The organism is Myxococcaceae bacterium JPH2, assembly GCA_016458225.1.
Lineage (GTDB): Bacteria > Myxococcota > Myxococcia > Myxococcales > Myxococcaceae > Citreicoccus.
Genome location: JAEMGR010000043.1, coordinates 45705 through 71007, shown reverse-complemented (window position 1 = coordinate 71007; position 25303 = coordinate 45705). Strand labels below are relative to the sequence as shown.

Sequence of the window (25303 nt, the reverse complement as noted above, 5' to 3'; positions counted from 1 at the left end):
TTCGAGTGAGGTGTGGGATTGATGCGGGCTCGCCTCAGGGCGTGCAGCTCTCACCAGAGGGCGAGGTCGGGTCGTCCGCGAGTGCTTGCGCGGCGCCAGGCGTGGCCGGGCCGGGATCGAAGTCCGGCGGCAACGACTCGGAGTCACAGCCGTTGTTGAAGGCATCCACCTGGCCGATGAGGGGCGAGATGGCGGACGTACACTGCGTGCCATTCAGTGCGGCGACGGCGTCCGTGAGGAGCGTGCTCGGCGTAGGAGTCGCGCCGAAGAGTCGCTGGTTGCAGATACCCACCAAGGTCTGCCGCGCGAGCAGAAAGCGGAGCCGGTCTAGTTGGCTGCGATTTCCCCCCGTGGAGTAGACGGCTGGGTCGCCCCATAGAATCCCCTCCGCCTCGGGTAGCGTGGAGATGGTCCCGATGGCTCCGAGCCCGATAGGCCCGATGAGCAGGCACTGCTGGAGCGTAGTGATGTGCGTCTTGTAGAAGCCGAGCGTCCGGGTTGCTCCGGTGCACTGCCCCGGCGGCGTCGTGGGCGGCTCACAGGTCAGGCGCGCTGAGCACATGGCAGAGCCCAGGTCGAACGTCACCTCGAAGGTGTTGTCGATGTTCGCGTCGACCAGGCCGTCGAGCTCCGCGAACGCCTCGCACTCGTCGAAGCTGCCGATCGTCAACGTGAACGTCGAGGTCACCGAGCCGCCGACGGGAATGCTGACCGGTGGCGCGGGCGTGAACGTGAATCCCACGCCCGAGAGCACATCGTCCGTCGCCGTCAAGAGGATGGACGGCAATGTCGGGTGGACGTTGTTGACCTTGAAACTGTACTCGGCCGTGAACGGATAGGTATTGGCGACCTCCACCGTCTTGCCATTCACTGTCTTCTCGCATGTCAGGTCGTGTGCGTTCGCGATGCTGCTCGCCCCCAGCACGACCATGAAGGCAGAGGTACTCCAAAGCCGCTTCATCCCCATCCACATCGTTCGCCGACCTCTTTCACGAGCCACCGTGGCTCTGGCGTGGCCGTATTCAGTCGCTGTGCCAGGACGGAGAGCAGAAAAGGTGCGAGTGCACGACACAAAGTTGTCTTGACGCAGGTGGGCATCGGTCGTCTTCGACACAGGGTGTGCAAGAGGGCTCCCTGTCTGCGGTCCGGCCTGGAACGAGGTGGGCAACGCTGGCACCCCAACGAGTCGGGGCATGTCCACTCCGAGGACCGGCAGGGCTCCACTGTCGAAAACCTGTCGGGCCATCCGGTCAACCCATGCGTCATCCTCCATGCGCACCTGCCATGCGCTCGCGTTCGCTCTGCTGGTCGTCGCGAGTCTCCAGTGCTTGGCGGCCTACCGTGGAGGCGACCTTCAAGGAGCGGGGAGCTTCGAACCACTCGAGCGCGGCGCCTGCTCAAGATCCTGGCATGGGCTTGCGGTTGAGACCTCCTGTTGCGGCCGAAAACTAGCGGCAGGGAAGGCTTGGGCCACGCTGGGCTGTACGAGTGGACGAGATGAGCAAGCGGGAAGAAACCGAGGTCGCCGGGCGAATGCCTCTTGAAGGTCGCATCCATCCGCCATCGCGGCCCTCTCGTGCACAAGGGATTGCTCGTCCGGATTTCTGGCAAGTCTCGCCGCTCGAACCAGGAGCAAGAGCTCGACGCGGCCTGATTCAATCCCTCCGCAACTCTGACGGCCGGCAAGCGTCGCGCGCTCGCAATCGCCCCGTCGGCCGTCCTGCTTCCACCGATCGTGGCTCACGCGATCGAAACGCCGCGCCTTCTCAAGATCGTCTCCAGATTGGAGCCCAGCCTCGGCGTGGCATGGTGCCCCCCTTGTCAGAGAAGATGTAGCCTCGGCAGATGGGCCGCGCTGACGACGCCCTTGTGCGCCTCGCCGACTCACCTTGACGCCCTGGTGACTATGGGTCGACGCACGAGTGACTCAGTGCCCGGGCTTCGGGGCGGCAGAGTCTGCTCCCAACCTGCCCCGGTGAGACACCTGCGGTCTGATTGCGGCGCTCCGGTGGCGCGGCCCCTCTTCCTCTTGGAGAAATCTGCATCTAGGGACTCAACGGACTTCGCTCTACGGTGTTCTCCTGCCGATGTCCGAGCGAAATCCGAGAATGTTCGTCGTGCCGCCTCCAGACAGGCCGGTCGAGGAGCGCACTGACGCGGAGCTGATGCTCCTGGCCAGCGCGGGGGCAGAGGACGCCTTCGCGGCGCTCGTCCGGCGGCACCTGGCGCAGGTTCAGCAGTTCGCGACCCGCTATCTGGGCGACGCCGCCGCGGGGGCGGAGACCGCGCAAGAGGCCCTGCTCAAGGTCTGGCATGCGCGCCGGGAGTTCCGGCCAGCGCGTCCCTTCTCCGTCTATCTCTACACGGTGGTGCGCAACCTCTGTCGCAATCAGTATCGCGACCGCGTGCGCCGGAAGCGGCACCTCACACAGGAGGAGGGCGTCACTGCCCACTCCCCCCTCGACACCCTCCTCGACGTCGAGCGCCGCCGCCGCACCCTGGTGGCCCTGCATGAGCTGTCTCCCAAGCTGAAGGAGGCCGTGCTGCTGCGATTCAGCCAGGGGCTCGACTACCCCGAGATTGCTCGGATCCTCGATGTGCCTGTCAGCACCGTCCGTTCGCGCGTGTTTCTCGGCATCCGCCAACTGCGCGCGCACACCCAGGAGGATGGCGAATGAGCGCCCCCTGTCCCGACCCCATGGAGCTGCTGGAATGGCTGGATGGCGAGAGCACCCTCCATCGTTCCCGGTGGCTCGAAGGACACCTGTCCTGCTGCGCATCCTGCCGCCGAGAGCTGAACGCACAGAAGCAGCTGGTGGCCCGCCTGAGCGCGCCACCGCCTCCCGTGGATGAGCGCGACGTCCAAGCTCTCATGGCCCGTCTCAAGGACAAGCCCCTCCGCCACCCCGTGGCCTGGTGGGCACCGGGCTGGCGCGCAGGACTCGCCACGGCATGCCTGGCGGTGACAGGCGTCTTGTGTGGATATGCGGTGCAAGCGTTCTCTCCCCTCCGAACGCAGTTCGCCGCGCGTGGCGGGCAATTCGTTGCGCCACTCCAACGGTATGTTGGAGTGGACCTGCTCTCCGCCGGCAGCCCACCCGTGCTGCTTCGTCCCGGAGCGGTCCTCTCGCCGTCGACCCCGCTCTTCGCGCGCTTCCGCAACCTGGGCGAGACGCCCGCTTTTCTCCTCCTCTTCGCCAGTGACGCAGCCGGCCAGCTTCACTGGCTCTACCCCGCGTACCTCACGCCGGGGGAGGACCCTCGATCTGTCGAGCTGTCGCCCTCGGTACGCGACCCCCCCATGCCGGAGGCGGTGCTGCTCGACCAGCCCGCGTTGGGCCCCTTGCAAGTCTTTGCGCTGGTGACGTCCGAGCCCCTCCGCGTCCTCGACGTGGAGGCGCTCGAGAAGAGCCCGAACCTGGAACCACTCCTCCGCGCGCGTTGGCCGGAGGCCGCACTCACCCACTGGACGTTGATGCTCGAGAAAGCGCCATGAATCTCTCCACGGCCATGAAGTCGCTCACGTACACGTTGCTCCTCCTCCCCATGCTCTGTTTGGCCGAAACGCGCGAGCGCTTCGTCTTGATTGTCGGCAACAACACGAGTGCCACCCTCGGACGCCCCCGGCTCCAGTTCGCGGACGATGACGCTGCCAAGTACGACACCGTCTTTCGGGTGCTCGCCCCGGGGGCATATGTGCGCGTGCTCACGGAACTCGACAAGGACACCGCGCGGCTGTTTCCGGAGGTGCGGCAGCGGGCGGAGCCACCCACCCTCGCACGGCTTCAGGAGGCCTTCGAGGATATCTCGCGGCGCGTCCGAGAGAACACGCGCCAGGGACGGGAGAGTGAGCTGTACTTCCTCTTCGCCGGTCACGGGGATGTCGAGCAAGGAAAGGGCTTCCTCGAGCTTGCCGATGGCGCCTTCACGTCCGACGCGCTCGAGGAGGCGCTGTCCAAGATTCCGGTTCAACGGGCCCACGTGGTCCTCGACAGTTGCAACTCGTTCTTCATGCTCAACCCGCGCAAGCCCGGCGGCCGGCGCTACGCCACGCCCGTGGACTCCGCGGAGGCCATGGGGCGCAGGCTCCAGAATGTCGGGGTGCTGCTCTCCACGAGCGCGGAGGCGGAGGTGTATGAGTGGTCGGAGCTCCAGTCCGGAATCTTCAGTCATGCGGTCCGCTCGGGGTTGCTCGGCGCGGCGGACGGGGACGGGGACGGGGCGGTCTCCTACGAAGAGCTGGCTGCCTTCGTGGAGACCGCCAGCCACGAAGTGAAGAATCCCGCCTTCCGCCCGCATGTGTTTGCCCGAGGTCCCTCGGGCGACAACCAGGTCCATCTGATGGAGTCCGGGGGCGCGGACGGCGCGGTGCTCGATGTGGGTGAGACAGAGCCCGTCCGGCTCGTTGTGCGGGATGCGGAGGGGCTGCGCTGGATAGACAGCCACAGCGAGGCGGGCCATCGTGTCCACTTGCGCCTGCCCCAGGCCATTCGCGGTGGGAGCGTCGAGCGGGTGCTCGCGGATGGGAGCTCCGAGCGCTTCGGGTTGCCTGCGGAACAGGGGACCCTCTCCTCACTCGTCTCCGTCGAGCGCGTGCTGGAGGCGCGGGGAATCACGGACCCTCTGCGCATGCTCTTCGCTCAGCCGTTTGGCCCCCGGGCGCTTGGTGACTTCCGCAGTGCACAAGCGGCGACCCCCACCCCCGTGTACGGCATCTCGCGCGAGGACGGTGAACGCATGGGATTGCTTCTGGGGCAACTGGGGCGACAGCAGCGCCAGAGCAGACACGTCGAAGGCGCGCTCCGGCTCACGGGTGGCGCGGCAATGGCTCTCGCGGGAGGGCTCAACCTGAGGGCGGGCGGGTACAAGGCGGCGAGCTGGAGCTATCTGGGGGCAAGCGCGCTCCTCCTTGGGGCCGGTACGTGGTCGTTGCTGAGCAGCACGGAGGGGGAGGAGGTGGAAGCGGAGTATCGGCGGGCGCTCTTGACTCAGGAGGACCACGCCTTGGTGGTTGCGCGCACCGAAGAGCGCCTCCGGAGCATCGCGGTCACCGAGGAGCGCAACAGGTTTGCTCTCAAGTTGACGGGCGCCTTCGTACTCGCCACAGGTGCGGCCCTCACGGTGTGGATGGAGGACGCGAAGCCCCCGTTGCCGGAGAACTATGGTCGCGCCCTCAATCGGCTGGCAGGGCCGGCCTTCATGATTGCTGGGACGAGCTTCCTGCTGGACGCCTTCCTGCAACGGTCACCCGCCGAGCATGTCCTCGAAGCCTGGCGCTCCGACCGCGCACCTCGCGAAGTGCCTCGGATGTCCATCTCGCTGCTCCCCGAGGGTGGGGCCATGATGGGGATGTCGGGCCAATTCTGAGTCACTCAAAACCTGTCGTGCTGCTCGACGTGCCCATGGCTGGTGCCGATACGAGTGGACGGGGTGGGTTGCTCCCTGCGTTTGCCAAAGATAGATGACGCCTTGTTCGCGACTGCACCCCTGAGCCTCTTCTCTTGTTTCGCGACCCGGAGCCCGACCGATGGTTCGAAGTGTCACCTCCTTCCCCTTCTTCTTCGCGCTCATCTTCCGGCAGGGGGGAGCCTCCGCTTTCGGTCAGACCGTGCCGTCCGCGGGCTTCGACGCCCACGTCAACGCCGCCATCCGCGACTGGAACGTACCGGGGCTGGCCATCTCGGTCGTGAAGGACGGGAAGGTGGTCCTCTCGGAGGGGGACGGCGTGCGCAGAATCGCGACCATCTGCTCTTCGCTGAACCGACGCTTCTTCACCGCCTGCCTCCGTCGTACCCGGAGCGGCATCCTCTCAAGCTTCAGGTGGTCCGAGAATCTCAGGGCAGGTCACCAACTCCCAGGCCAGGAACCCGCTCCCTCCTGTTTGGACGTGGAGCGCGTTCCCCACGAGGGCTCATGCTTTCAGCATGAGCAGGGCGGGGCACGTGTGCACGGCCCCGCCACAAGTCGCGTGAGGTTCAGGGCGCGGCGGACTTGTTGACGAGCACGTCGTGGAAGTAGGCGTTCGCGTAGCCCAACGGCACGGGGTCGCCGGCGGGGCAGGTGGGCAGCTCGTGTGTCACCCGCAAGCCCTTGCCTGAGAGCGCGGGCGTCTGGATATCAGCGACCGCGTAGGCGCCGTACACCTCTGCCTGCTCGTCGCGCTGAAAGATGAAGCGGTGGTTCGCCGCATCCCACTGCATCCTCAGCCGCGTCTGTTCGCCCTGGTGCACGAGCCCCAGGTCCTGGGTGAAGAGCGTGTTCCGAGTGGCGCACGTCGCGTCCAGGCACTGCGCGACCGTCGCCTCCACGCGCAGCTCCTGGGAGCCTGGAATGTCCGTCGAGCGCGAGACGACACGAAGGGCCGCGGTGACGTCGTCCTTCGCGCTGCCCGCCGTGACGGTGCCCGCGTTGAAGAAGCTGCCGCTCAGCTCGGCGGTGCTCGTCGCGGTGCCGGCTTGGGGCGAGAGGCACCCCACGCTGCGGGCATTGTTCAGGCGCACCTTGGCTTCAATGGCCGTCACCCGCGCGGGATTCGTGAATGCCAACCCGTAGCGCCCCGAGCCCGTGGTGGCGCGGCTCTTCAGGTGCAGGCGGGTGAAGGCCAGCTCCCGGACCGATTCGACGCGCGTCCCTGTCTCCTCGTTGGACCAGCGCGCCGGGTCGAGGCCGCGAATCTTCACCGTGCGCCCCGTGCTCGGGCGCATGGGATTGAAGTTGTCATAGGGCACCATGGGCTCGAGTGCGTGGGCCGTGCCGCCCAGCGCGAGGGTGAGCAGCGCGTACCCCAGGTTCTTGGCTCTCATGGCGCTTCCAGCTCCTTGACGTTGAAGTAGTGCCGCACGCGCGCGTTGTTCTCGGTGGCCTGGTCCTGGCCCGACGTCTCCAGGGTGACGCCGTGTTCGTATCCGCTCTGGAAGTTGGCCACCGTCTCGATGGCGGTGAGCCAGTCATTGGCGTTCGCCTCGCCCTTCACGCGCCGGAAGAGGCCGCTGCTGGCGAAGAACGTGAAGTGGGCGTCGCGCTCGTCCACCGCCGTGCCCGCGCCACCCTCGGGGATGGAGTCGTAATGGTCAGACGGGCCCACGTCCTCCTCCCAGATGGCCGAGGTCATGGACACCGTGCCCAGGAACAGCGAGGGCAGGTCCGGAAACTGCGTGGGATTGTCCGGCCCGGTGTGCACGAACCAGTTCGGATAGATGATCTGGTCCTCCATGATGTTCAGATAGGCATTCTCCCGCCAGAACCCATTGGTCTGCATGCGCACCCGGGGCGTGTACCAGTCCGCGCAGCAGCCGCTCGCCGTCTCCAGGTCCGTCACCTGCTTCACCGCGTACTCGACGCGATGGGGGCGCGAGGGGTTGTACTTCAAGACATCGCGCACGCGGGCCAGGGTGACATTCACATCCACCATGGCGTGGTCCGACAGGCATTGCGAGATGGTCTGCCCGAGCTGCGGGATGTAGAAGACGGAGTCCGGGTCGAAGTGCGGGTCCACGCTGGCCGTGGGCTCCTTGAGCAGCGCGAAGCTGGGGAACTCCGGCCCGTCCGCTGGCGGGAACACGAGGACGTAATCAATCCGGTCCTTGGTGCCCAGCTGGGTCGCCACATCGGACGTGCACTGGCTGGACAGCCAGGTGCCCGTGGCCATGGGGTCCGCGCCGGAGGCCGTGCGCGCCAGGTCCCGAGCCTTGGAGAAGGTGGAGTTGGCCTTCTCGAACTCCGTGCGGGCGGTGAGGTCGAGCCTGCCGGCGCCCATCATCCGCTGGTAGCCCGAGAAGCCGCTGTCGGCCTGGGTGGCCTTGGGGCCCACGGTGTTGAGGTCGCCCATCAGGAACGCGGGGCGGTCGAGGCCGCTCGGCCACGTCCCGCTGGGAAACACGTCGTTGTCTCCGAGCTGATAGGCGCCGCTGTTGGCCGTCAGCGGGCCACCCTGGCGGACCTGATGGACATACGCCGCCATGTCGGTGAACTGCTTCTCGCGCGCGTCGGTGTCGTCGCCCGGGGTGTTGTCGCCCGCGTTGGCGTGGGTGCAGAAGACGTCGACGAACTCGCCGTAGTCCGTACCTGAGGCGATGTGCGGCGCGCCCGTGTCGTCATTGGCGAGCACGGGCGTGGTGGCCGCGGGCGTGGCGATGCGCGCCCAGATCACGCCCTTGTCCTGGAGGCAGTCCGAGCCCGTGCAGAAGTCCGAAGGGAAATGGTGCACGCCGCCCTCGAGAATCTGTCGCGAGGACAAGAGCACCAGGCCCGTGCTCTCGGTGGAGGGCTGGAGGATTTCGTCGTTCTGCTCGGTGATGGCCTGCATGGGCGGCATGAGCGCGGCCGCGCGCAGGGCGTTGACCTTTTCGATGAGCTCGCCGCGCTCATGAGACATCCAGATCTCCGAGACGCAGGCGACCTCCTTCTTGAAGAGCTGCTGCGCGACGGTATCGATTTCTCCCGAGCCACCATCCGGGACCCAGAACGTCACGTCCGGCATCTGCCCCACGTTCCACATGGTGAGGCTCAGGGGGATGGGCGTGGGCGCCTTGAACTCGAGCGTCTCCCAGGTGCCGGGCAGGTTGTCGACGGGGAGCCGGTTCTTGTTGTTGTAGAAGATGCCGCCGCCCACCTTCTGCGTGGCGCCCGCCAAGGCGAACGGCGTGCTCTGGATGGCCAGGCCCATCTTCCGCACGCTGGCGGTGAGCGGCTCGCTGATCTGCAAGAGCGACTTGGTGGGGCGCAGCTTCACGGACAGCTCGAGGTGCACGAACCCCGGCTCCGCGGCGGGCAGCGTCACCACGGCATTGGTGGCCCACGCGGATCCAGACGTACTGCTGACCCAGGCTCCCGTGCCGTCGCCCTGGCTTTGCGTGACGCTGCTGATGCCCGAGGGGCCCGTGCTGTAGCGGAGCACGATGCGCCGGTCCTCGGCGCGAGGGAGGTCCGCGCCCGCCACGTTGTTCAACGTGTCATCGCGGTTGGCGTCCATCCAGACCGTGACGAGGCCCGAGGGATTCAGGAAGTTGCCATTGGCATCCTTGGGACGCGGCAGCCGCAGGCCAATGAACAGGGTTTGGTTGACGCAAGGGTTGGCCACCGTCGCGGGGATGCCTGCCGCGCGCGTGGCTCCCGTGTTGCAAACCGTGGTGCCGTAGGTCGCGTCATCGCTGACCATCAGGTACAGCTCGCCGTTGGGGCCGCCGTTCACGTAGTCCTGCATCGGGAACTTCTTGCCATCCGCATACTCGAGCGGAGGCACCCAGCCATCCACCGTGGGCTGGGTACACGGCGTGCGCGAGGTGCATTGGGTGGCGGCGTTCTGGGGTGTCAGTTGCGTCGTGTGAGGAGCCGCCCAGGCCTTCCACGGTAGAAAGCCCGCAAGGGCCAGGAGAAGCGCACCGCGTTGCATGAGACCTCCGAGTTCTTCCGAAGGAACGTCGCGCGCGCTGCATCTTCCCGCGCCTCACTTCCCGTGCCTCACTTCCCGAGCCGCGTGTCCGCGCCGTCATGCGAGGCCCTGGCTTGTCTCGCATTGGCGCGCGTGGCTAGGATGCCGGGCGACTGCGCTGACCTGGCCGGGGGTTGGATTGAAGGACGAGTCCAATGTACCTGCCGAAGAATCCCCTCCTGCGACGCACGTTTCATGGCCTGTGGCTGGCGGCTCCCGCGCTCTCCTTGTGGGCCTGTGGCTCGGAGCCGGAGTGCTCGAGCGGTCCCTTGTCGATGACCGCCTCGTCCATCGAGCTGGCCTCGACGGACTCGGCGACCCGGTGCAAGCAATGTCCCGAGCATCCGGGCGGCGCCATGGTCACGAGCTGTTCCGCGAAGCCGCTGGAGGGCACCACGAAGGTGGACCTCGTCTGCAATTACCTCACGTGCTCGAACGATGGCCGACGTCCGGAGGGGCTCCAGGACGTGGGCCCGCCAGGCGAGGCCTGTGAGCTGGGGATGTTGTTCGCGCACGCGGCGTGGCTGGAGGCGGCCTCGGTCCCCGCGTTCCTGCGGCTCGCGGATGAGCTGCGCGAGCACGGCGCGCCCGCGCAACTGATCCAGGCCGCTCGGCGCTCGGCGGCGGACGAGGTGCGGCACACGCGGGCCATGCGGGCGCTGGCGGAGCGGCACGGCGCGCGGATGCCCGAGGTGGAGGTGGCGTCGTTCCAGCCGCGCGACCTGGAGGCCATGTGCCTGGAGAACGCGGTCGAGGGCTGCGTGCGCGAGGCCTATGGCGCGCTGGTGGCGGGCTGGCAGGCGCGCGCGGCGGGAGACGCCGAGGTGCGCCGGACGCTGGTGCCCATCGCGCGGGATGAGCTGCGGCACGCGGAGCTGGCGTGGGCCGTGGATGCCTGGGCGTCCGAGCGGCTGGCGCCCTCCGCGCGCGAGCGGCTGCGCGAGGCCCGGCGCGAGACGTTGCGTGCGCTGGAGCACGAAGCCTCTCGCCACGCGCCTCCCGAGTCCCTGGTGCGCGACGCGGGCGTTCCGTCCCAGGCGCACGCGCTCCGGCTGATTCAGGGGATGGCGGGCCTGGTCGCGTAGCGCTCCGGGGCTCCTGGATTCAGAGAGCGCGGCATGTCCACCCGCGGGCGATACATTCGCGCTGTATCGCCCGCTTGCTGGCCTCGGAGCCGCGCTTCGCCCTCCGTCAGACACATGGCCGCGATTCGGGGGATGGTTGCTCTTTCATGTCACGAGCCGAGATTGGCCCAGCTGTACTGACAAAGGAGAGCGGCCAATGCGTGCAAACTGGAAGAAGCTTCATCTGATGGCGGGTCGGGCTGCGGTGCTGTGCGTCGTCGCGCTCGGGACCACGGCGGCCGTCGCCAAGGGACCGGACTTCAAGGTCAACAACCCCCGCGAGGCCGTTCCGCTCCAAGAGGTCGTTCTCGTCTCCAAGGACACGAACCCCGCCGCCGAGAAGGTGAACGCGCTCGGCAACGGCGACGGCAGCACCTGTGGCTGCGGTGGTCTGCTGGGCAGCCTGCTGGGCGGTGGCGGTCTGCTGGGCAACCTGCTCGGCACCGGCAACGGGGGCGCCCTGTTGGGCGGCATCCTCGGTGGCACCGGCGGTTGCGGCAACTGAGCCTCCGGCCCCGCCTCAATCCCCGGTGAGCGGGGCGCCGTCTCGATGGACCTGACCTTGCGCGCACCGGAGGTTTGCCTCCGGTGCTTCGAGGACCCCCATGCGCCTGCCCTTCACCACCCTGACGGCGCGCCACGCGCTCATGACGTCGCTGGCGGCATTTCATCTGTTGCTCGTGTTCTCCAGCGCGCTCGGTCTGCGGCCCCTCCAGGTCCTGGGGCCGTTGGGCTCAGTCGGCCAGGCTTATGCCGCCTGGTCCGGAGCCAGCAGCCAGTTCAGCTTCTTCGCGCCGGGCGTGAGTCCGGCGGTGCGGGTGTCGTTCCGCGCGGAGCGGGAGTCAGGCGGAGCGATTCGCGATGACTTCCGGTTCGACAGCGCGGCCATGAACCTGCGCATCCACTCCATGCTGCTGCGCTTCGGACTCAAGGACGTGCAGGATCCGCTTGCACGTTCTTGGGCCGCGGCGATGTTTGGCCGTCACCCGGACGCGCGCTCGGTGACGGTGCGGGTGGAGGCGCTTCGGCTCCCCTCCATGGAGGAATACAGCGCCGGGGCCCGCCCGGAGTGGATCGACGCCTATCGCGCCGTGTTCGAACATCGCGCTCCGGTCTCGGAGCCGCAGACGGGAGTGGGAGCGCCATGAGCACGCTCGCTTCGTCGAGGTCCGTCACTGCTCCGCGCTGGGTGGCCTTCGTGTCCACCCCCGGCTCCCCCGAGCCGCTCGCGGTCTTCCGAGTGGGCGTCGCGCTGCTCCTGCTCATCCAGGTGGGAAGTCTGGCGGACACGCTGCCCGAGCTGCTGGGCAGTCGTGGGCTGGTGCCGTGGAGCGTCTCCGAGTCCCTGGCCGCGCCCTGGATGCTGCGGCTCGACCGGGTGACGTCGTTCTTGGGCCAGTGGGGACTCTCGCCCGACCAGGGCGTCCGCGCGGTGGTGTTCACCTATGGCCTGGCGCTGGTGGGCCTCCTGCTCGGATGGAGGACGCGCGTGTGCGCGCTCGTCGCGTGGCTGGCCCACTCGGTCCTGCTCAACAGCGGCAACTTCTTCGCCTATGGCGTGGAGACCTTCGCGCACATCAGCCTGTTCTATTGCGTGGTCATGCCGGTGGGCGCGGCGTTCTCGTTGGACCTCCGCGCGGGCCGGGCCGCCGGGGCGCCGTCGTCCGAGGCCACCTTGGCGCTGCGCGTGTTGCAGTTGCATCTGTGTGTCATCTACTTCGCCACCGGGGCGGAGAAGCTCGTAGGGCCCACCTGGCGGGACGGGACGGCGCTTTGGGAAGTCCTGATGCAGCCGCAGTATGGGCAGTTCGACTTCGCCTGGCTGGCGCAGGTGCCCTGGCTGGTGAAGCTGGCGAGCTGGGGCACGCTGGTCATCGAGGCGGGCTATCCGGTGCTCATCTGGCCGGCGCGGACTCGGCCGCTGTGGGTGGTGCTGACGTTGGGGATGCACCTGGGCATCGCCGTCCTCATGGGGCTGTGGTTGTTCAGCGGAATGATGGGCGTGCTGACCTTCTCCGCCTTCGGGTGGGAGTGGGTGCGGCGGTTCCTGCCCGCTCGCCGGGGGAGAGTCCTCGCGCTGGTCTGAAACCAGATATTGGCCTCGCGCGTATCCGGGAGAGAGGCCGTCCCAAGGGGCGGCGTGCCTGGAGGCCGAGACCATGTCGTCGGATGTCCTGGTTGTTCCCACCGCGCCTCGTCGTGAGCGGCGGGGGTCGTTCCGTCGCTGGAGCGCCGTGGGGCTGGTGACCCTGGGATGGGTCCTCGCCCTGGCGGCCTGCACCGAAGCCCGAGGCGCGGCGCCAGGGACTCATCCCTCGGACGCGGAGCTGCGGCGAACGCTCTCTTCCGTGTCCTACGAAGTGACGCAGAAGGGCGCGACGGAGCCGCCCTTCCGCAACGCCTACTGGAACAACCACGAGGAAGGCCTCTACGTGGACGTGGTGAGCGGCGAGCCGCTCTTCTCCTCGCGCGACAAGTTCGACTCAGGCACGGGCTGGCCCAGCTTCACGCGCCCGGTGGAGGCGGCCCACGTCGTGGAGTCCCGGGACGAGAGCCTGGGCATGACGCGGGTGGAGGTTCGCTCGAAGGAAGCGGGCTCGCACCTGGGACACGTCTTCGAGGATGGGCCGAAACCACTGGGCCTGCGCTACTGCATCAACTCGGCGGCCCTGCGCTTCGTGCCCGTCAATGCGCTCGCGAAGGAAGGGTATGGGGCGCTGTTGCCGTTGTTCGGCCGCGCGGCTCCGGCGGTGGCCACGCGCGAGACCGCGCTGCTCGCGGGCGGGTGCTTCTGGGGGATGGAGGAACTCTTGCGCAAGGTGCCGGGCGTCATCTCCACGGAGGTGGGCTACACGGGCGGAGCGCCCACGGGCTCGGCTCCCACCTACGCGGACGTGAGCACGGGCCGCACCGGCCACGCGGAGTCCGTGCGCGTCGTGTTCGACCCGCGGCTGCTCACCTACGAGGGGCTCCTGGAGAAGTGGTACTTCCGGATGCACGACCCCACCACGCTCAATCGCCAGGGCAACGACGTGGGCACGCAATATCGCTCCGCCATCTTCACCCTGTCCGATGAGCAGCGGCGCGTGGCCGAGAAGGTCCGGGCGCGGGTGGATGCCTCCGGCAAGTGGTCGCGGCCGGTCGTCACCCAGATCGTTCCCGCGGGCGAGTTCACGCCGGCCGAGGAGTACCACCAGGACTATCTGGAGAAGCACCCGGGTGGCTACACCTGCCACTACTTGCGCGACTGAGGACTCTTCGCGCCGCTCGCGGACTTCGTGGGTGCTGAGGGGAAGTGGATTGACGGCGGGAACGGGGAACGCCTTCATGCCGGCACGATGAACAAGCCCCTCGACTATCGACCGGATTTCTCCGCCGCGGATTGGAGCGCGGCCTGGGCTCGGGTGCTGGCCCGACTCACGGAGGCGCAGCGCGAGGTGCTCGCCGCCACCTGGGCCTTGCCGACGCCCGAGGCGTTCGCGGCGGTGTCACAAGAAGGTCCGGCGCAGTGGCTGCGGGAGGGGGGCAATCCCTCGCTTCAGGCCATGTGGTCGCTGGCGCTCCGCGAGCTGCTGCCCGCGGAGTTGCCCACCGTCACGGTGGATCAGCCCGAATGGCGCGAGCCGCGGATTGTCGCGGCGAACGTGGTCCTCACCCAGCCGACGCGGTGGATCGCGCCCATCGTCTTCCTGGGCTCGGTGCGCGCCGCGCAGCCCGTCTCGGATATGGGGCCGGATTCCTGCGTCACCGTCGTGGGGGCCTTGTCGGGCCCGGGGCTCTTCACCTCGGGGGACATGCAGTTGCTCGGCGACGTGGACGTGCCGTTCATCGAGGGGCGCGGCAGCAACAACATGCTCCTCGTGCTGGGCAATGTGCGCGCGCAGGTCATCTTCGAGGAAGGCCATGCGAGCAGCTGGGCCGGGCAGGTCGAGGCGCGAGCCCATGCGACCTTCGATGAGCTGCCCAAGACCCAGGACAAGAAGCTCGAGGAAGCACTCCTCCCCGAGTTCCTGTCCGAGTCCGCTCCCTATCTCGGGCTCGCGATGCGGGCCGCCGCCGAGGGGCGCGACCCCCTGCGACAGCTGCCCACGGGGATGTGATTCCCGCTCGGCGTGAGCGCGGCGAGGCGACGGGGGCCTCGCCGCGAGGACGCATCAGAACAGGCGGTTCACGCCGTTGAGGGCGGCCACGCGATAGGCCTCGGCCATGGTGGGGTAGTTGAACGTCGTGTTGATGAAGTAGTCGATGCAGTTGCCCGGCCCCTCCTGCGACATGATGGCCTGGCCGATGTGGATGATCTCCGACGCGTTGTCGCCGAAGCAGTGCAGGCCGAGAATCTCTCGCGTCTGACGGTGGAAGAGGATCTTCAACATGCCCACCGTGCGGCCGGTGATTTGCGCGCGCGCCAGGCTCTTGAAGAACGCGTGGCCGACTTCGTAGGGCACGCCCGCCTGGGTCAGCTCTCGCTCGGTGCGGCCCAGGCTGCTGATCTCCGGGCTGGTGAAGATGCCCGTGGGGATGTCCTTGACGAGCTTGTGCTCCAGCCGGCCCTCGACGATGTGCGTGGCGGCGAAGCGGCCTTGGTCATACGAGGCGCTCGCGAGTGACGGCGCGCCCACCACGTCGCCCACCGCGTAGATGTGCGGCACGGCGGTCTGGTACGCGTCGTTCACCTGGATGCAGCCGCGCGAGTCGGTGGCGATGCCCAGCGACTCCAAGCCCAGGTCGCGGCTGTTGCCCGAGCGCCCGTTGGCCCACAGGAAGATGTCCGCGCGCAGGCGCTTGCCGCTCTTCAGGTGGAGCACCACCCCGTCATCGCGCGGCTCCACCTGGGCCATCTCCTCCTGGTGGCGGATGAGCACGCCCTGCTCGCGCAGGTGGTAGGAGAGCGCGTCCGAGATTTCGTCGTCCAGGAAGGACAGCAGCCGGTCGCGCGTGTTCACCAGGTCCACCTTCACGCCGAGCATCCGGAACATGGAGGCGTACTCGCAGCCGATGACGCCCGCGCCGTAGATGATCATCGTCAGCGGCGCGTCGCGCAGCGCGAGGATGGTGTCCGAGTCGAAGACGCGCGGGTGATTGAAGTCCACGCCGGGCGGCCGGTAGGGCTGGGAGCCCGTGGCGATGACGAAGGACTTGGCGGAGAGCAGCTCGCTGGAGCCGCGTGGATCCGAGACCTCCACCGTATGCGCGTCCTTGAAGCGGGCGCGGCCCACGACGAGGTCCACGCGGTTGCGCTCGTAGAAGGTGGTGCGCAGCTGCACCTGGCGAGACACCACGGACGTGGCCGCGCGCAGCAGGTCCTTGAACGTGGTGTGGCGCGCCAGCTCGGTGCGCAGGTGGGGATGGTCCTGCTGCACATCCATCAGGCGCTGGATGGCATGGCGCAGCGCCTTGGAGGGAATGGTCGCGGTGTGGGTGCAGGCTCCGCCCACCAAGGGGCGCTGCTCCACGGTGCAGACCTTGCGGCCCGACTTCACCGCCTTCATCGATGCGCCTTCACCGCCAGGGCCTGAGCCGAGGATGACCACGTCGAACTGCCGTACGCTCATGCCCCGAGCATTTCCTCTCGCTGGCGACTTGGAAAGAAACATCCGCGGAGAGGCGGTATGCTCGCCGGGACATGATTTGCCTTGTTTGTGCGCGCGTTCGTGAGGAGGGGCCTGGGGGGGCCTGCCTCGAGTGTGGCGCCGTCCTCGTGCCCCTCTCCGAGCCGCATCTCGACCACGTGGTTCAGGGTCGGCTCCTTCGACACATTGGCCAGTGGCGGGCCGAGGGGTTGCTGCCTTCGGGCCTCGCGGATCGCCTGGAGACGGCCGTTCGCGCTCCGAATCCGCCGACAGTGTCTGTCGTTTCCGTGGAGGCTCCGCCGCCCCCGGTGCCGGATGCGGCCCAGCGAGTGGAAGCCTGGGCGGATGGCGTGGCGGCCTCGCTGCAGCGCAAGGAGGGCTGGGGGCTGGGGTGGGGCGCGGCGCTCGCCCGCACGCTGGAAGAGGCGGCGCGCGAGGAGCGCGAGCAGGCAGCCGTGCGGAAGGCGGCGGCTCGGAGTGCGGGCGAGGCCGGCGATGGCGGCGAGGGGGACCTGGGATTGGCGCTGGGCGCGGGCTCGGCGATCTACTCGAGCGGCGACTCGGGCTCGCTGGGCGGAGGGCTCGAGGCGGTGGTGGCGCTCGACGACTTGCCGTCGGGGCAGCGCGGGGGCGAAGAGGGCGCGCCTCGGCTTCACGAGTACATCTGGTGGTTCCTGGGCGCGGTGCTGGTGTTGGGCGGCTCGCTCATGGGCGTGCGCGAGGCGTGGCGCGCGCTGGGCGGGGCTCCGCGTCAGCTCCTGGTGACGGGCGCGCTGTTCGGCTACCACGCGGCCTTCATCGGGCTGGGGCGGTTCCTGGGTCGTCGCTCGTCGTCCGCCGCGCGCATCCTCGCGGGCATTGGGTTGGCGCTGCTTCCCGTCGTGTTCGTGGCGCTCTCCGCGCTGGTGGAGCTGACACCGGGGCTCGGTGTGGCCGTGGCGCTCGGGTGCGCGGGGTTGGCGCTCGTGCCGATGCGGACCGCGGGGCGCTTGCTGCATGGTGCATCCCCTGCGTCGCTGGCGATCGCGCTCGTGCCCTCGCTGCTCGCGGGGCTGCCGTTGATGCGTTGGGGTGAGGCCCCCGCTTCGCGAGCCCTCTGCGCTTGCGTGGGTGTGGTCTCGCTCGCCGTCACGGTGTGGCGCGAGCGACGTCGGGGTGTGGAGAGTGCGTCGCTGGTCAGCGTGGGGGCCGCGCTCTATGGGGCCGTGTGCTTGGGCCTCTTCGTCGTGGTGAGCGCACCGTCGGGCTTCCAGGCGCTGGCCCCGGGCGGGCTCCTGTTCGCGGACATGACGCTCTGGGCGATGTTGCTCGCCGCCGTGGTGGCGGTGGCCGCGAGCCTGGAGTCGGTGCGCGCCGCGCATCCTCGCGCGGCGCCCGTGTTCGAGACGCTGGCGCACGCGGGTCTGGCCAGTGGCGCGCTCGCGGGCGCGCTGGGCGCGTTCTCGGGTGAAGCGGGCGCGAACCTCGGGGTGGATGGTGCCTCCGTGGTGGCGCCAGCGCTGGCCGCGGCGGTGTTCTTCCTGTGTGAGATTCGTCGCCGCGCGCTCATTCACGCGGGCGTGTTGGCGGTGCTGCTCACGGGCGGACTGGCGGCGCGACTGGTGACGCCGTGGGCGGTGGATGGGTGGCTGGCGGGCGTGGGAGTGGCGGCAGCGGGGCTCATGCTCGTGGCCCGTGCCACGTCGGCGCAGGGGCCGCGCGTTCGGCTGTTGATGTGGAGCCTCGTCGTGTCGGTCGCGATGGTGCCCGCGTTCGCGGTGCTGGCCTCGGGCTGGGACGCCGTGTGGTTCGCGCCTCGGTGGGTGACGGGGTTGGCCATCGCCGGAGCCGCGCACGTCGCGGGCGGTTGGCGCTGGCGTGGGCTTCATGTCGTGGGCGCGATGGCGTTGCTGCTGGGCGTGCTGGCCTCGCTGTCCGGAGAGGACGCGGGGCCGGGCGTGTTGGTGATGCTGGGCGCGGGGTATGGGCTCGTCGGGTGGGTGCAATCTGTGTGGGCTCGCCGTGCCGTGCAGAACGGACATGAGCTGCTGCCGCTGGAGGATGTGTCGCTGGGTTTCACCCTCGCTGGGGTGGTGGGCTCGGTGGTGGGGCGCGACTCGGGTCTCCCCATCGCTGTCCTGCATGTCCTTCCGTCCTGGGATGTGCTCGTCGCGTGCGCGGTGCCGGGCCTCGCGGCGCTCGTCCTGTTCATCCGCTTGCGGCGCGATGCGAGCCGACTGCTGTCCTTCGCCGCGGCCTCGGCGCTCGCGCTGGCGGTGTCGCGGGGCGTGGGGGTCGCGCTGGCGGCATCGCGTGCGGCCAGCGCGGCGCTGGCGAGTGACGAAGAGGTCGTGGGAGTCGGGGCGCTGTCGGCGCTCGTCGCCGCGGCGTTGGCGCTGGCGTTCGCGCTCATCGCGGCCGGGCGCGGGCGTGAGGACGCCGCACCGGGGGCGCCCGCGCTCAAGGGCCGACGGGTGCTGGGCGCGGTGCCGCTGCCGTGGGGGGCGCAGGGACGGCGATTGCTCACGGATGGTTTCGCCGCCGCGGCCTTCATCCAGGCGGCGCTCGCCACGCAGTTCTTGATGCCGTGGCTGCTCGCGCCGGTCGCCGCCGAGCGTTCCACGTTGCTGTTGACCGGTGGATTGCTCACGGGGGCCGCGGTCGTGGCGTTCGTGTCGCGAGGCTTCGTCTCGTACGCGGTGCGCGGCTCGGTGGCGACGCTCGCGATGGTCGCGGGCTTCATCGCGCTCACGGCGCTCGTGCTGCGCGCGGGGAGGCCGTTGTCGCCCGATATCGCCGCGTGGCGGCAGTCCTGGGGGGGGATGGGGCTGTGGGGCGTGGCGCTGGCGACGCGGCGGTGGGGGCCCGCGCTCGCGCGCCGACTGGAGAACCCCACGCACGGTCCGCTGTATCACGGCGTGCCGCATGCGGGCGTGGCGGTGCTGGGCCTCGTGCTCTTGCAGAGCGCGGCGCGTCTGGCCTATCCGGACCCCACGCGCGCGCTCGCGTTGGTCCCGCCGCTTCTCTTGCTGGGGCCGGCGGTGCTCTCCATGCTGCTCGCGGTGTCGTTCCGCGCCGTGGGGTTGGCTCGGGCTTCGCTGTGGCTCGGCCTGCCTGGCGCCGCGCTCTGGTGCGCGCAGGGGAGCTTGGGGCGCGGGCCGTTGATGATGTTCGCGCCTCCCGGTGGACAGTGGGCCACCGTGTCGGTGGCCGCGTCGGATGGGATGTGGGGCTGGCTCAAACCTTGGACGTGGCTGGCTCCGGGGGCCACGCCCGAGGAGTTGTGGCTGCGCGCCTTCATCGGGGTGTCGCTCGCGGGGCTGGCCTACGCGGGCGTGGCGGTTGTCGTGGCGCACGTGAACTCCTGGCGCCATGTGCTCGCGCGCGTGTTGGCGCCTCGGATGGCGGTGCTGCCGGGGCCCATCCTGGGGGTCCTGCGCGAGGCCTCGCTCATCGCGGTGGTGCTCGTGGCCCTCGCCGCTTTCTTCCAGCCCGGCCTGGGCTCGGCCAGTGTGGTGTTCCTCACGGGGGCCGCGCTCCTCGTGGGGTTGGCGGCTCGGGCGGGTCGCACCGTGTTGGGGCTGGGCCTGGTGCTGCTGGTGCACGCGCAGGCGCATCGCGCGGAGTTCTTCGGATCCTGGCCGGGCCCGGTGCTCGTGTTGCTGGCGCTCGCGGTGGTGGGGGGCGGGCCGTGGCTGGCGCGTCGCCGGGGAGCGACTGAGAGCGAGACTCGCGTGCGCATCCAGCTCTCCATCCTCCCGTTCCTCGTCGTGGCGGGCGTCTACGCGCTGGCGGCAGGAGGCACGCCCTCTGCGACCTTCGCGGTGCCGAACCTCCTGCTGGAGGCGGTGGTCCGGTTCGCGCTCGGGCAATGGTTCCCCTTCACCGCGTTGCCGGTGTCGCTGGCGCTGCTCGCGGTGACCGTGTTCGTCGCGGCGCGACCGTGGCGCGGTGCCTTCGCCACGGGGATGGCCGCGGTGGCCGCGATGGTGGCGGGCAGCGCAGGGGTCGCCGGGGTCACGACGTTCCTCACCGCGCGGCTCGCGGAGCTCGCGCCATCGAGCTACCTGGAGTGGGTCGCCCAGCGAGGCGCGGCGCTGTCGCTGGCGGCCACGGTGGGAGTCCTCGGGCTCCACGTCGCGCACCGGCTGCTGCGCACGCGGCGGGAGGACTTGTCGACGGGACTGGGCTGGGGCCGTGATGCGGGCCTGCTCCTCATGGGCTTCCTCTTGGCGGGAGGCGCGGCGAGCGGCAGGGCGTCGGCGGACTCGCTGCCGCTGGCCGTGGGCGGCATCGGGCTCGCGGTGGGCGTGGCGCTGCACTGCGCGTGGCGCGAGCACACGGGGCGCCATGTCTACTTCGTGCAAACGGCGGTGGTGGGCATCTACGCCCTCGTGCGCCACCTGTACGCGCCCGGACTGAGCCCCGAGACCGATGCGCTCTTCGCGCTGCTGCTTGGCTTCGTGCTGGTGGGCGTGACGGTGCTGGCGCGTCGGGCAGGCGTGCGGCCCGTGGCGGAGGCGACGCGGCGCTTCGCGGCGCTCCTGCCGGTGGGCATGGCGCTGGTGTTGCCGGGCGATGCGACGGCGCACGCGGCGCTGCTCGCGGCGGGCTCGGGCCTCTTGTACGCGGCGCTGGGCGCGCTGGAGCGCAGCCGGTTGTTCGGCGCGTTCGCGGCGATGGCGACCAACGTGTCGCTGTTGGTGGGCGCGCTCGCGTTCGGGCTGGAGGGGCTGGAGATCTATCTGGCGCCGCTGGGGTTGCTGCTCCTCATGCTGGGGCAGCTCTTCGCGTCCAGCCTGCCGCAGGCGGCGCGCAACGCGGTGCGAGTCCTCGGCGGCCTCTTGCTCTACGTCCCCGCCGCGGCGCGCTTGTCGCTCAGCGTGGGCGCCTCACCGGATGGCACCGCCGCGCTCGTCTTCGGGGGCGTGTGCCTGTTGGGCGTGGTGATGGGAATGGTGCTGCGGATCCGCGCCTACCTGGCGATGGGCACGCTCTTCCTCACGCTGGACGTGGTGGTGAACCTGCTGGACGCCGGCCTGAGAGACCACCGCATCGGCTTCCTGGTGATGACGCTCGCGGGCCTCACCATCGTCGGCGGGCGCGTGCTGGCCACGGTGCGGCGTCAGGAATGGGAGCGCTGGGTCCTGGGCATGCGCATGCGGCTGAGTGGCTGGGATTGAGAACCGCGCCCGCCGAGGCTCGCGGGGCCTCGGCGGGCGGCGGAGTGGGACTACTCGGCGTAATAGAAGGCGTTGCCCCACTTGAAGGCGGTGGTGCCTGCCGGCGCGCTCATGATGTAGCAGTTGGCGCCGTCATAGACGCCCTCGCTGCAGCTGTGATTGGGGCCGGCGGAGACGTAGTAGTTGTTGGACCAGACGAACGGCGTGCCCGAGGGCGGCACGGGCTTGATGTAGCAGTTGGCCCCGTCGTACCAGGCGCTCAGGTTCGCGCCCGTGTAGTAGTGCACCAGCTTGGTGCAGGGCGCGGGCGCGTTGCCCACCTTGGCCAGCCGCATCTCCGTGTTGGTGCTCCCGAAGACCATGGCGTGGATGAGGAGGGCCGGGTTGCCGTTGTTGTTGTAGCTGTAGGAGTTGGCGTTGTTGTGGTCCTCGTCATCCGTGTGGATGTAGCCCTGCGCCAGCCAGTACGCGGAGCTGTAGTTGGAGGCCGCGAAGACGCCGTACTCCATGCCCAAGGACGGGAAGCCACCCATGGCGCCGTTGTTGCTCGGCATGAACATGCAGAAGCGCAGCGAGGTGTTGTTGTTGGAGACGTTGGGCCAGATGTTGCCCACGTGCGAGTTCTGGTTGTTGTGGTCCTCGTTGTCGAAGTTGCGCACGAACTCCATGCTGCCCGGCGGGCACGTGCCGCCCAGCTTCAGCACGGCGTAGGTCTCCTTGCGCAGGTCCGTGTTCCAGCTGTGATAGAGCGGATGGAACTTCGCGCCGTCCACCCGGCAGAAGCCCAGCGTGGTGCCCTGGTTGTTCTGTCGCGTGGCGCCCACCCAACCCCAGAGGTAGTTGTTGTTGTGGTTGTCTTCATCGTCCATGTAGAACTGGACGTACTCGCTGCCCGCGGGGCAGCCCCACGGCCGCTTCGGAATCACGCCCACGTCGTAGGGCCCCAGGGCCTTGACCAGGCCCTGCTTGCCGGAGGCGGAGCCATCCACGAAGGCGCAGTTCTGCTTGGAGAGCGCCGAGTCATCCGCGTAGCACCGCGAGGCATCGCAGTAGACGCCGTCCTTGCAGGACACCGGCTCGGCGGGAGGCGAGGCGACGCACTTGTCCAGCACCGCGCCCCGGCACATGGCGCGCGACACGTCCGCCTCGGGCTTGAAGCAGTGGCCGGCCTCGCTCGCGAGGTCGTCGCAGTAGCCGCCGTCCACGCACGAGCCCACGCCCGCGCGCGGGTCCGCCAGCTTGCACGCGCACAGGGCCTGCGAGGGCGCGGAGTCGAGCGGCTGGCAACCGCACCCATCGCAGTAGGCGCCGTCCACGCACGAGCCCGCGCCGCAGGTGCTCGCGGGCAGCGTGCAGGTGGCGTCCATCTTCGCGCCCGCGCACATCACCTGGGAGATGGGCGAGTCGATCGGGTGACACATGCCGGCGTCACCGCAGGCGCTGCCGTCACAGTACGCGCCCTCCACGCAGCGGCCCACGCCGCACGTCGGGTCCAACAGGCCGCACCCGCACGCCAGCATCGAGATGGAATCTTCCGCCGCGTAGCACTGCGTGCCGTCGCAGTAGCGCTTGTCCACGCAGCCTTCGGGGATGCTGTCTCCATCGGCCGCCGAGGCCTGAAGGCCTCCGAGCAGCGCGAGGGCCATCAATGAGGTCAAGAAAGACAGTCGCATTCGCATGACAGGGAATGGCTCCAAGGGGCGAGGAGTGCGACGACCGCCCGCCCCCCGACGGGCCGTCGCTTCCAGGTAGACCCATGAGGTCATCCGTCGCGGTGTAAACAGTGAAGCCTGGATTGGCGGCCCTTGAGCACGCGGCATGCCACGCCCCGGACGCCTCGGGACGTCGGAGCCTCCGAGGGGGCGGTGTGGCGCGCCGGGTTACTCCGCGCATCGGGTTCGTGACAGGTTCTGCTACATCGGGCTCGGCGGTGTGAAACAGAAAAACATCGTCTACTTGTTTTGCGGGCTATGCGCTGTCTGTCGGGCGCCGTAGGCTGCCCGCCCCCCTGTCGCATGTGGAGGTCTCGATGAGCCGGTGGAACCCAAGTCGTCATGCATTGAAGTGGATGGCCGTGGTGGCGTGGATGGCGGGCTGTGGTGGTGCGTCATCGTCCGTGGACAGCGTGGAGCTGCAGAGCGCGGACGAGAGCGTGGGCGCGACCCAGGGCGCGCTCACGGTGTGCGTCACGCCGGGCTCGAACCTCCAGACGACGACGGGCCTGAACCTGCGCAGCGGGCCTTCGACGAGCTACGGCATCCTCTTGACCATGCCGGACGCGGCCATCGCCACGGAGGCGGGTGACGGCTGTCCCTCGAGCGGCTGGTACAAGGTGACGTACAGCGGCGTGACGGGCTGGGCCTCGGGCACGTACCTCAACCAGGTGTCTGGCTCCTCCACCGTGCGCGACGCGGCGGTGGCGCGGGCGACGGGCGCCATGGGCTTCTCGTACTGGTGGGGCCACGGCGCGTGGAAGGCGGGCCAGGCGGCGGGCTCCTGCGCGGGTGACTGCCCCAGCTGTACGCACACGGGCTCGTACGGCGCGGACTGCTCGGGCTTCCTCGCCAAGGTGTGGGTGGTTCCCAGCACGAACTCCACCATGTCGACGGACTCGCATCCCTACAGCACGGTGAGCTTCAACTCGGACACCACGCAGTGGACGACCATCACGCGTGAGAGCCTGCTGACGGCGGACGCGCTCGTCTACAACATCGACGGCGCGGGCCACATCTTCCTCTACGAGTCGGGAGATGGCTGGGGCAACATGTGGGCCTACGAGTGCAAGGGCTGCGCGTACGGCTGCGTGCACAACCTGCGCACCGCCAACACCACGTATCACGCCATCCGCCACTACTAGGCCTCGGCGGGAACGGAGACATGCCGGTGCGACAGCGCGGGGTCATCATCCTGGGAGTCATCATTCTCGTGTGCGCCGTGGCGGCGTGGCGGTGGCGCGCGGGAGATGGACGGACCCAGAAGGACGCCTCGCCCGCGGTCGCGCCGGATGCGCCCGGTGAAGCACGCGCCCCAAGCGCCTCGCCGGGGGGACGTGGCGCGGGTGGGGCAGGCGCGGCCTCGGGTTCGGGTTCGGCGGACGCCGCCGAGCCTGCCCCCGCGCGTCGCGACGGCGTGGTGGCCGAGCTGGGCTGGGGCAGCGGGTCCGGACAGCTCGGCCGCAGTCGGCCTCGCGAGGGCAACCCCGAGGCGCCCATGTCGCTGGCGCCCACGTCGCGCGGGGGCGTGGTGGTGTTGGATCAGCTCAACGGTCGGCTCATGCGGCTGGGCGCGGACGGGGGCATGGTGGGCACCACGCGGCTGACGCAGCAGACGCCCCAGGACGTCACGGTGGCGAAGGATGGGACGCTGCTGGTGTTGGACCGGCTGCGAGACAAGACGGTGGCGCTGTTGGATCCCGAGACGGGAGCGCTCAAGGGCGAGCTGCCCCTGGAGGGCGCGGGCATCCGCGACACGGGCGGCATCACCGGCACGTTCGTGGACGGAGACTCGGTCTACGTGGAGAAGGAGCACGGTGCGCTCGTGCGCATCGGCGACCTGTCGGGCAAGGCGGACCCCACGCGGCCCGAGATTCCGGGGCGGCCCAGTCGAGATGGGCGTTCGTACCTGCTGGCGCGCATCATCGACGCGCGCAGCGGTCGCGTCTTCGTCAACGCGGTGGACCGGCAGAGTGGCACGCGCCGCTACACGCGTGAGTATCGGTTGCAGTTCCCGGTGATGAGCCTGCTGTTGTTGGACTCGGATGCGTCCGGCACGGTGTACCTGGCGGTGGCGGGTGAGCTGCCGAAGGCGGCGGGCAGCGCGGAGGGCTCGCCCGGCGTGCGGCTGTTCTGTCTGGATGCACTGGATGGCAAGGTGCTGGGCCAGACGGACCTGCCGCTCACCACGATGCCCGAGGAGACCTTCCGCGACTTCGTCGTGCTGGACGAGGGCGGGGTGCTCTACCAGTACCGCACCGAGGCGGGAGTCTCGCTGCGCCGCGCGAACTGCCACTGAGCGGGC

General features: G+C 69.2%; 18 protein-coding genes. 12 read left to right on the top strand and 6 right to left on the bottom strand.

What is annotated here, in order from left to right; translation table 11 throughout:
- Window positions 1-34: 34 nt before the first annotated feature.
- Window positions 35-973, bottom strand: a complete 939-nt coding sequence (locus JGU66_34620; GenBank protein MBJ6765918.1) for a hypothetical protein — start codon at window positions 971-973, stop codon at window positions 35-37.
- 1135 nt (window positions 974-2108) lie between these two features.
- On the opposite strand from JGU66_34620, the gene JGU66_34615 reads away from it, so the two are divergent.
- The 3 genes from JGU66_34615 to JGU66_34605 are packed head-to-tail and all read left to right on the top strand — an operon-like array spanning window position 2109 to window position 5367.
- Complete coding sequence (locus tag JGU66_34615) at window positions 2109-2678, top strand: RNA polymerase sigma factor (GenBank protein ID MBJ6765917.1); 570 nt, start codon at window positions 2109-2111, stop codon at window positions 2676-2678.
- Window positions 2675-3496, top strand: a complete 822-nt coding sequence (locus tag JGU66_34610; protein ID MBJ6765916.1) for a hypothetical protein — start codon at window positions 2675-2677, stop codon at window positions 3494-3496. The genes JGU66_34615 and JGU66_34610 overlap by 4 nt, the downstream gene beginning before the upstream one ends.
- Window positions 3493-5367 carry a hypothetical protein gene (locus JGU66_34605; protein ID MBJ6765915.1) on the top strand — a complete coding sequence of 625 codons (1875 nt, stop codon included), beginning with the start codon at window positions 3493-3495 and terminating at the stop codon, window positions 5365-5367. Before JGU66_34610 ends, JGU66_34605 begins: the two co-directional genes overlap by 4 nt.
- 234 nt (window positions 5368-5601) lie before the next feature.
- On the opposite strand, the gene JGU66_34600 is transcribed toward JGU66_34605, so the two are convergent.
- From JGU66_34600 to JGU66_34590, 3 genes are all read right to left on the bottom strand, one after another.
- Window positions 5602-5775, bottom strand: a complete 174-nt coding sequence (locus JGU66_34600) for a hypothetical protein (GenBank protein ID MBJ6765914.1) — start codon at window positions 5773-5775, stop codon at window positions 5602-5604.
- Window positions 5776-5975: 200 nt separating this feature from the next.
- A complete protein-coding gene (locus tag JGU66_34595; GenBank protein ID MBJ6765913.1) occupies window positions 5976-6803 on the bottom strand; it encodes a hypothetical protein in 828 nt (275 codons plus the stop codon).
- Window positions 6800-9241, bottom strand: a complete 2442-nt coding sequence (locus JGU66_34590; GenBank protein ID MBJ6765912.1) for a hypothetical protein — start codon at window positions 9239-9241, stop codon at window positions 6800-6802. The genes JGU66_34595 and JGU66_34590 overlap by 4 nt, the downstream gene beginning before the upstream one ends.
- A 344-nt stretch (window positions 9242-9585) precedes the next feature.
- On the opposite strand from JGU66_34590, the gene JGU66_34585 reads away from it, so the two are divergent.
- From JGU66_34585 to JGU66_34560, 6 genes are all read left to right on the top strand, one after another.
- The gene (locus JGU66_34585; GenBank protein ID MBJ6765911.1) at window positions 9586-10515 is read left to right on the top strand and encodes a ferritin-like domain-containing protein; all 930 of its coding nucleotides are present in this window, start codon (window positions 9586-9588) and stop codon (window positions 10513-10515) included.
- Between the two features lie 196 nt (window positions 10516-10711).
- Window positions 10712-11059 (top strand): hypothetical protein, encoded by a 348-nt coding sequence (locus JGU66_34580; protein ID MBJ6765910.1) that lies wholly within the window; start codon window positions 10712-10714, stop codon window positions 11057-11059.
- Between the two features lie 100 nt (window positions 11060-11159).
- The gene (locus JGU66_34575) at window positions 11160-11702 is read left to right on the top strand and encodes a hypothetical protein (GenBank protein ID MBJ6765909.1); all 543 of its coding nucleotides are present in this window, start codon (window positions 11160-11162) and stop codon (window positions 11700-11702) included.
- The gene (locus JGU66_34570) at window positions 11699-12640 is read left to right on the top strand and encodes an HTTM domain-containing protein (GenBank protein MBJ6765908.1); all 942 of its coding nucleotides are present in this window, start codon (window positions 11699-11701) and stop codon (window positions 12638-12640) included. The genes JGU66_34575 and JGU66_34570 overlap by 4 nt, the downstream gene beginning before the upstream one ends.
- 154 nt (window positions 12641-12794) lie before the next feature.
- A complete protein-coding gene (locus JGU66_34565; protein ID MBJ6765907.1) occupies window positions 12795-13805 on the top strand; it encodes a bifunctional methionine sulfoxide reductase B/A protein in 1011 nt (336 codons plus the stop codon).
- An 87-nt stretch (window positions 13806-13892) separates the two neighbouring features.
- On the top strand, window positions 13893-14654 hold the full coding sequence (locus JGU66_34560; GenBank protein MBJ6765906.1) for a hypothetical protein: 762 nt from the start codon (window positions 13893-13895) through the stop codon (window positions 14652-14654).
- Window positions 14655-14708: 54 nt separating this feature from the next.
- Here the strand turns inward: JGU66_34560 and sthA are convergent, their stop codons facing one another.
- A complete protein-coding gene (gene sthA / locus JGU66_34555) occupies window positions 14709-16106 on the bottom strand; it encodes a Si-specific NAD(P)(+) transhydrogenase (protein ID MBJ6765905.1) in 1398 nt (465 codons plus the stop codon).
- 71 nt (window positions 16107-16177) lie between these two features.
- Between sthA and JGU66_34550 the strand changes: the two genes are divergently transcribed.
- Window positions 16178-21286 carry a hypothetical protein gene (locus JGU66_34550; protein MBJ6765904.1) on the top strand — a complete coding sequence of 1703 codons (5109 nt, stop codon included), beginning with the start codon at window positions 16178-16180 and terminating at the stop codon, window positions 21284-21286.
- A gap of 50 nt (window positions 21287-21336) precedes the next feature.
- Here JGU66_34550 and JGU66_34545 read toward each other — a convergent pair whose 3' ends face one another.
- Window positions 21337-22965, bottom strand: coding sequence for a hypothetical protein (locus JGU66_34545; protein MBJ6765903.1), 1629 nt, complete (start codon window positions 22963-22965; stop codon window positions 21337-21339).
- A 350-nt stretch (window positions 22966-23315) separates the two neighbouring features.
- Between JGU66_34545 and JGU66_34540 the strand changes: the two genes are divergently transcribed.
- Window positions 23316-24143, top strand: a complete 828-nt coding sequence (locus JGU66_34540; GenBank protein MBJ6765902.1) for an SH3 domain-containing protein — start codon at window positions 23316-23318, stop codon at window positions 24141-24143.
- Window positions 24144-24163: 20 nt separating this feature from the next.
- A complete protein-coding gene (locus tag JGU66_34535) occupies window positions 24164-25297 on the top strand; it encodes a PQQ-like beta-propeller repeat protein (protein MBJ6765901.1) in 1134 nt (377 codons plus the stop codon).
- The last annotated feature ends 6 nt before the right edge of the window (window positions 25298-25303 follow it).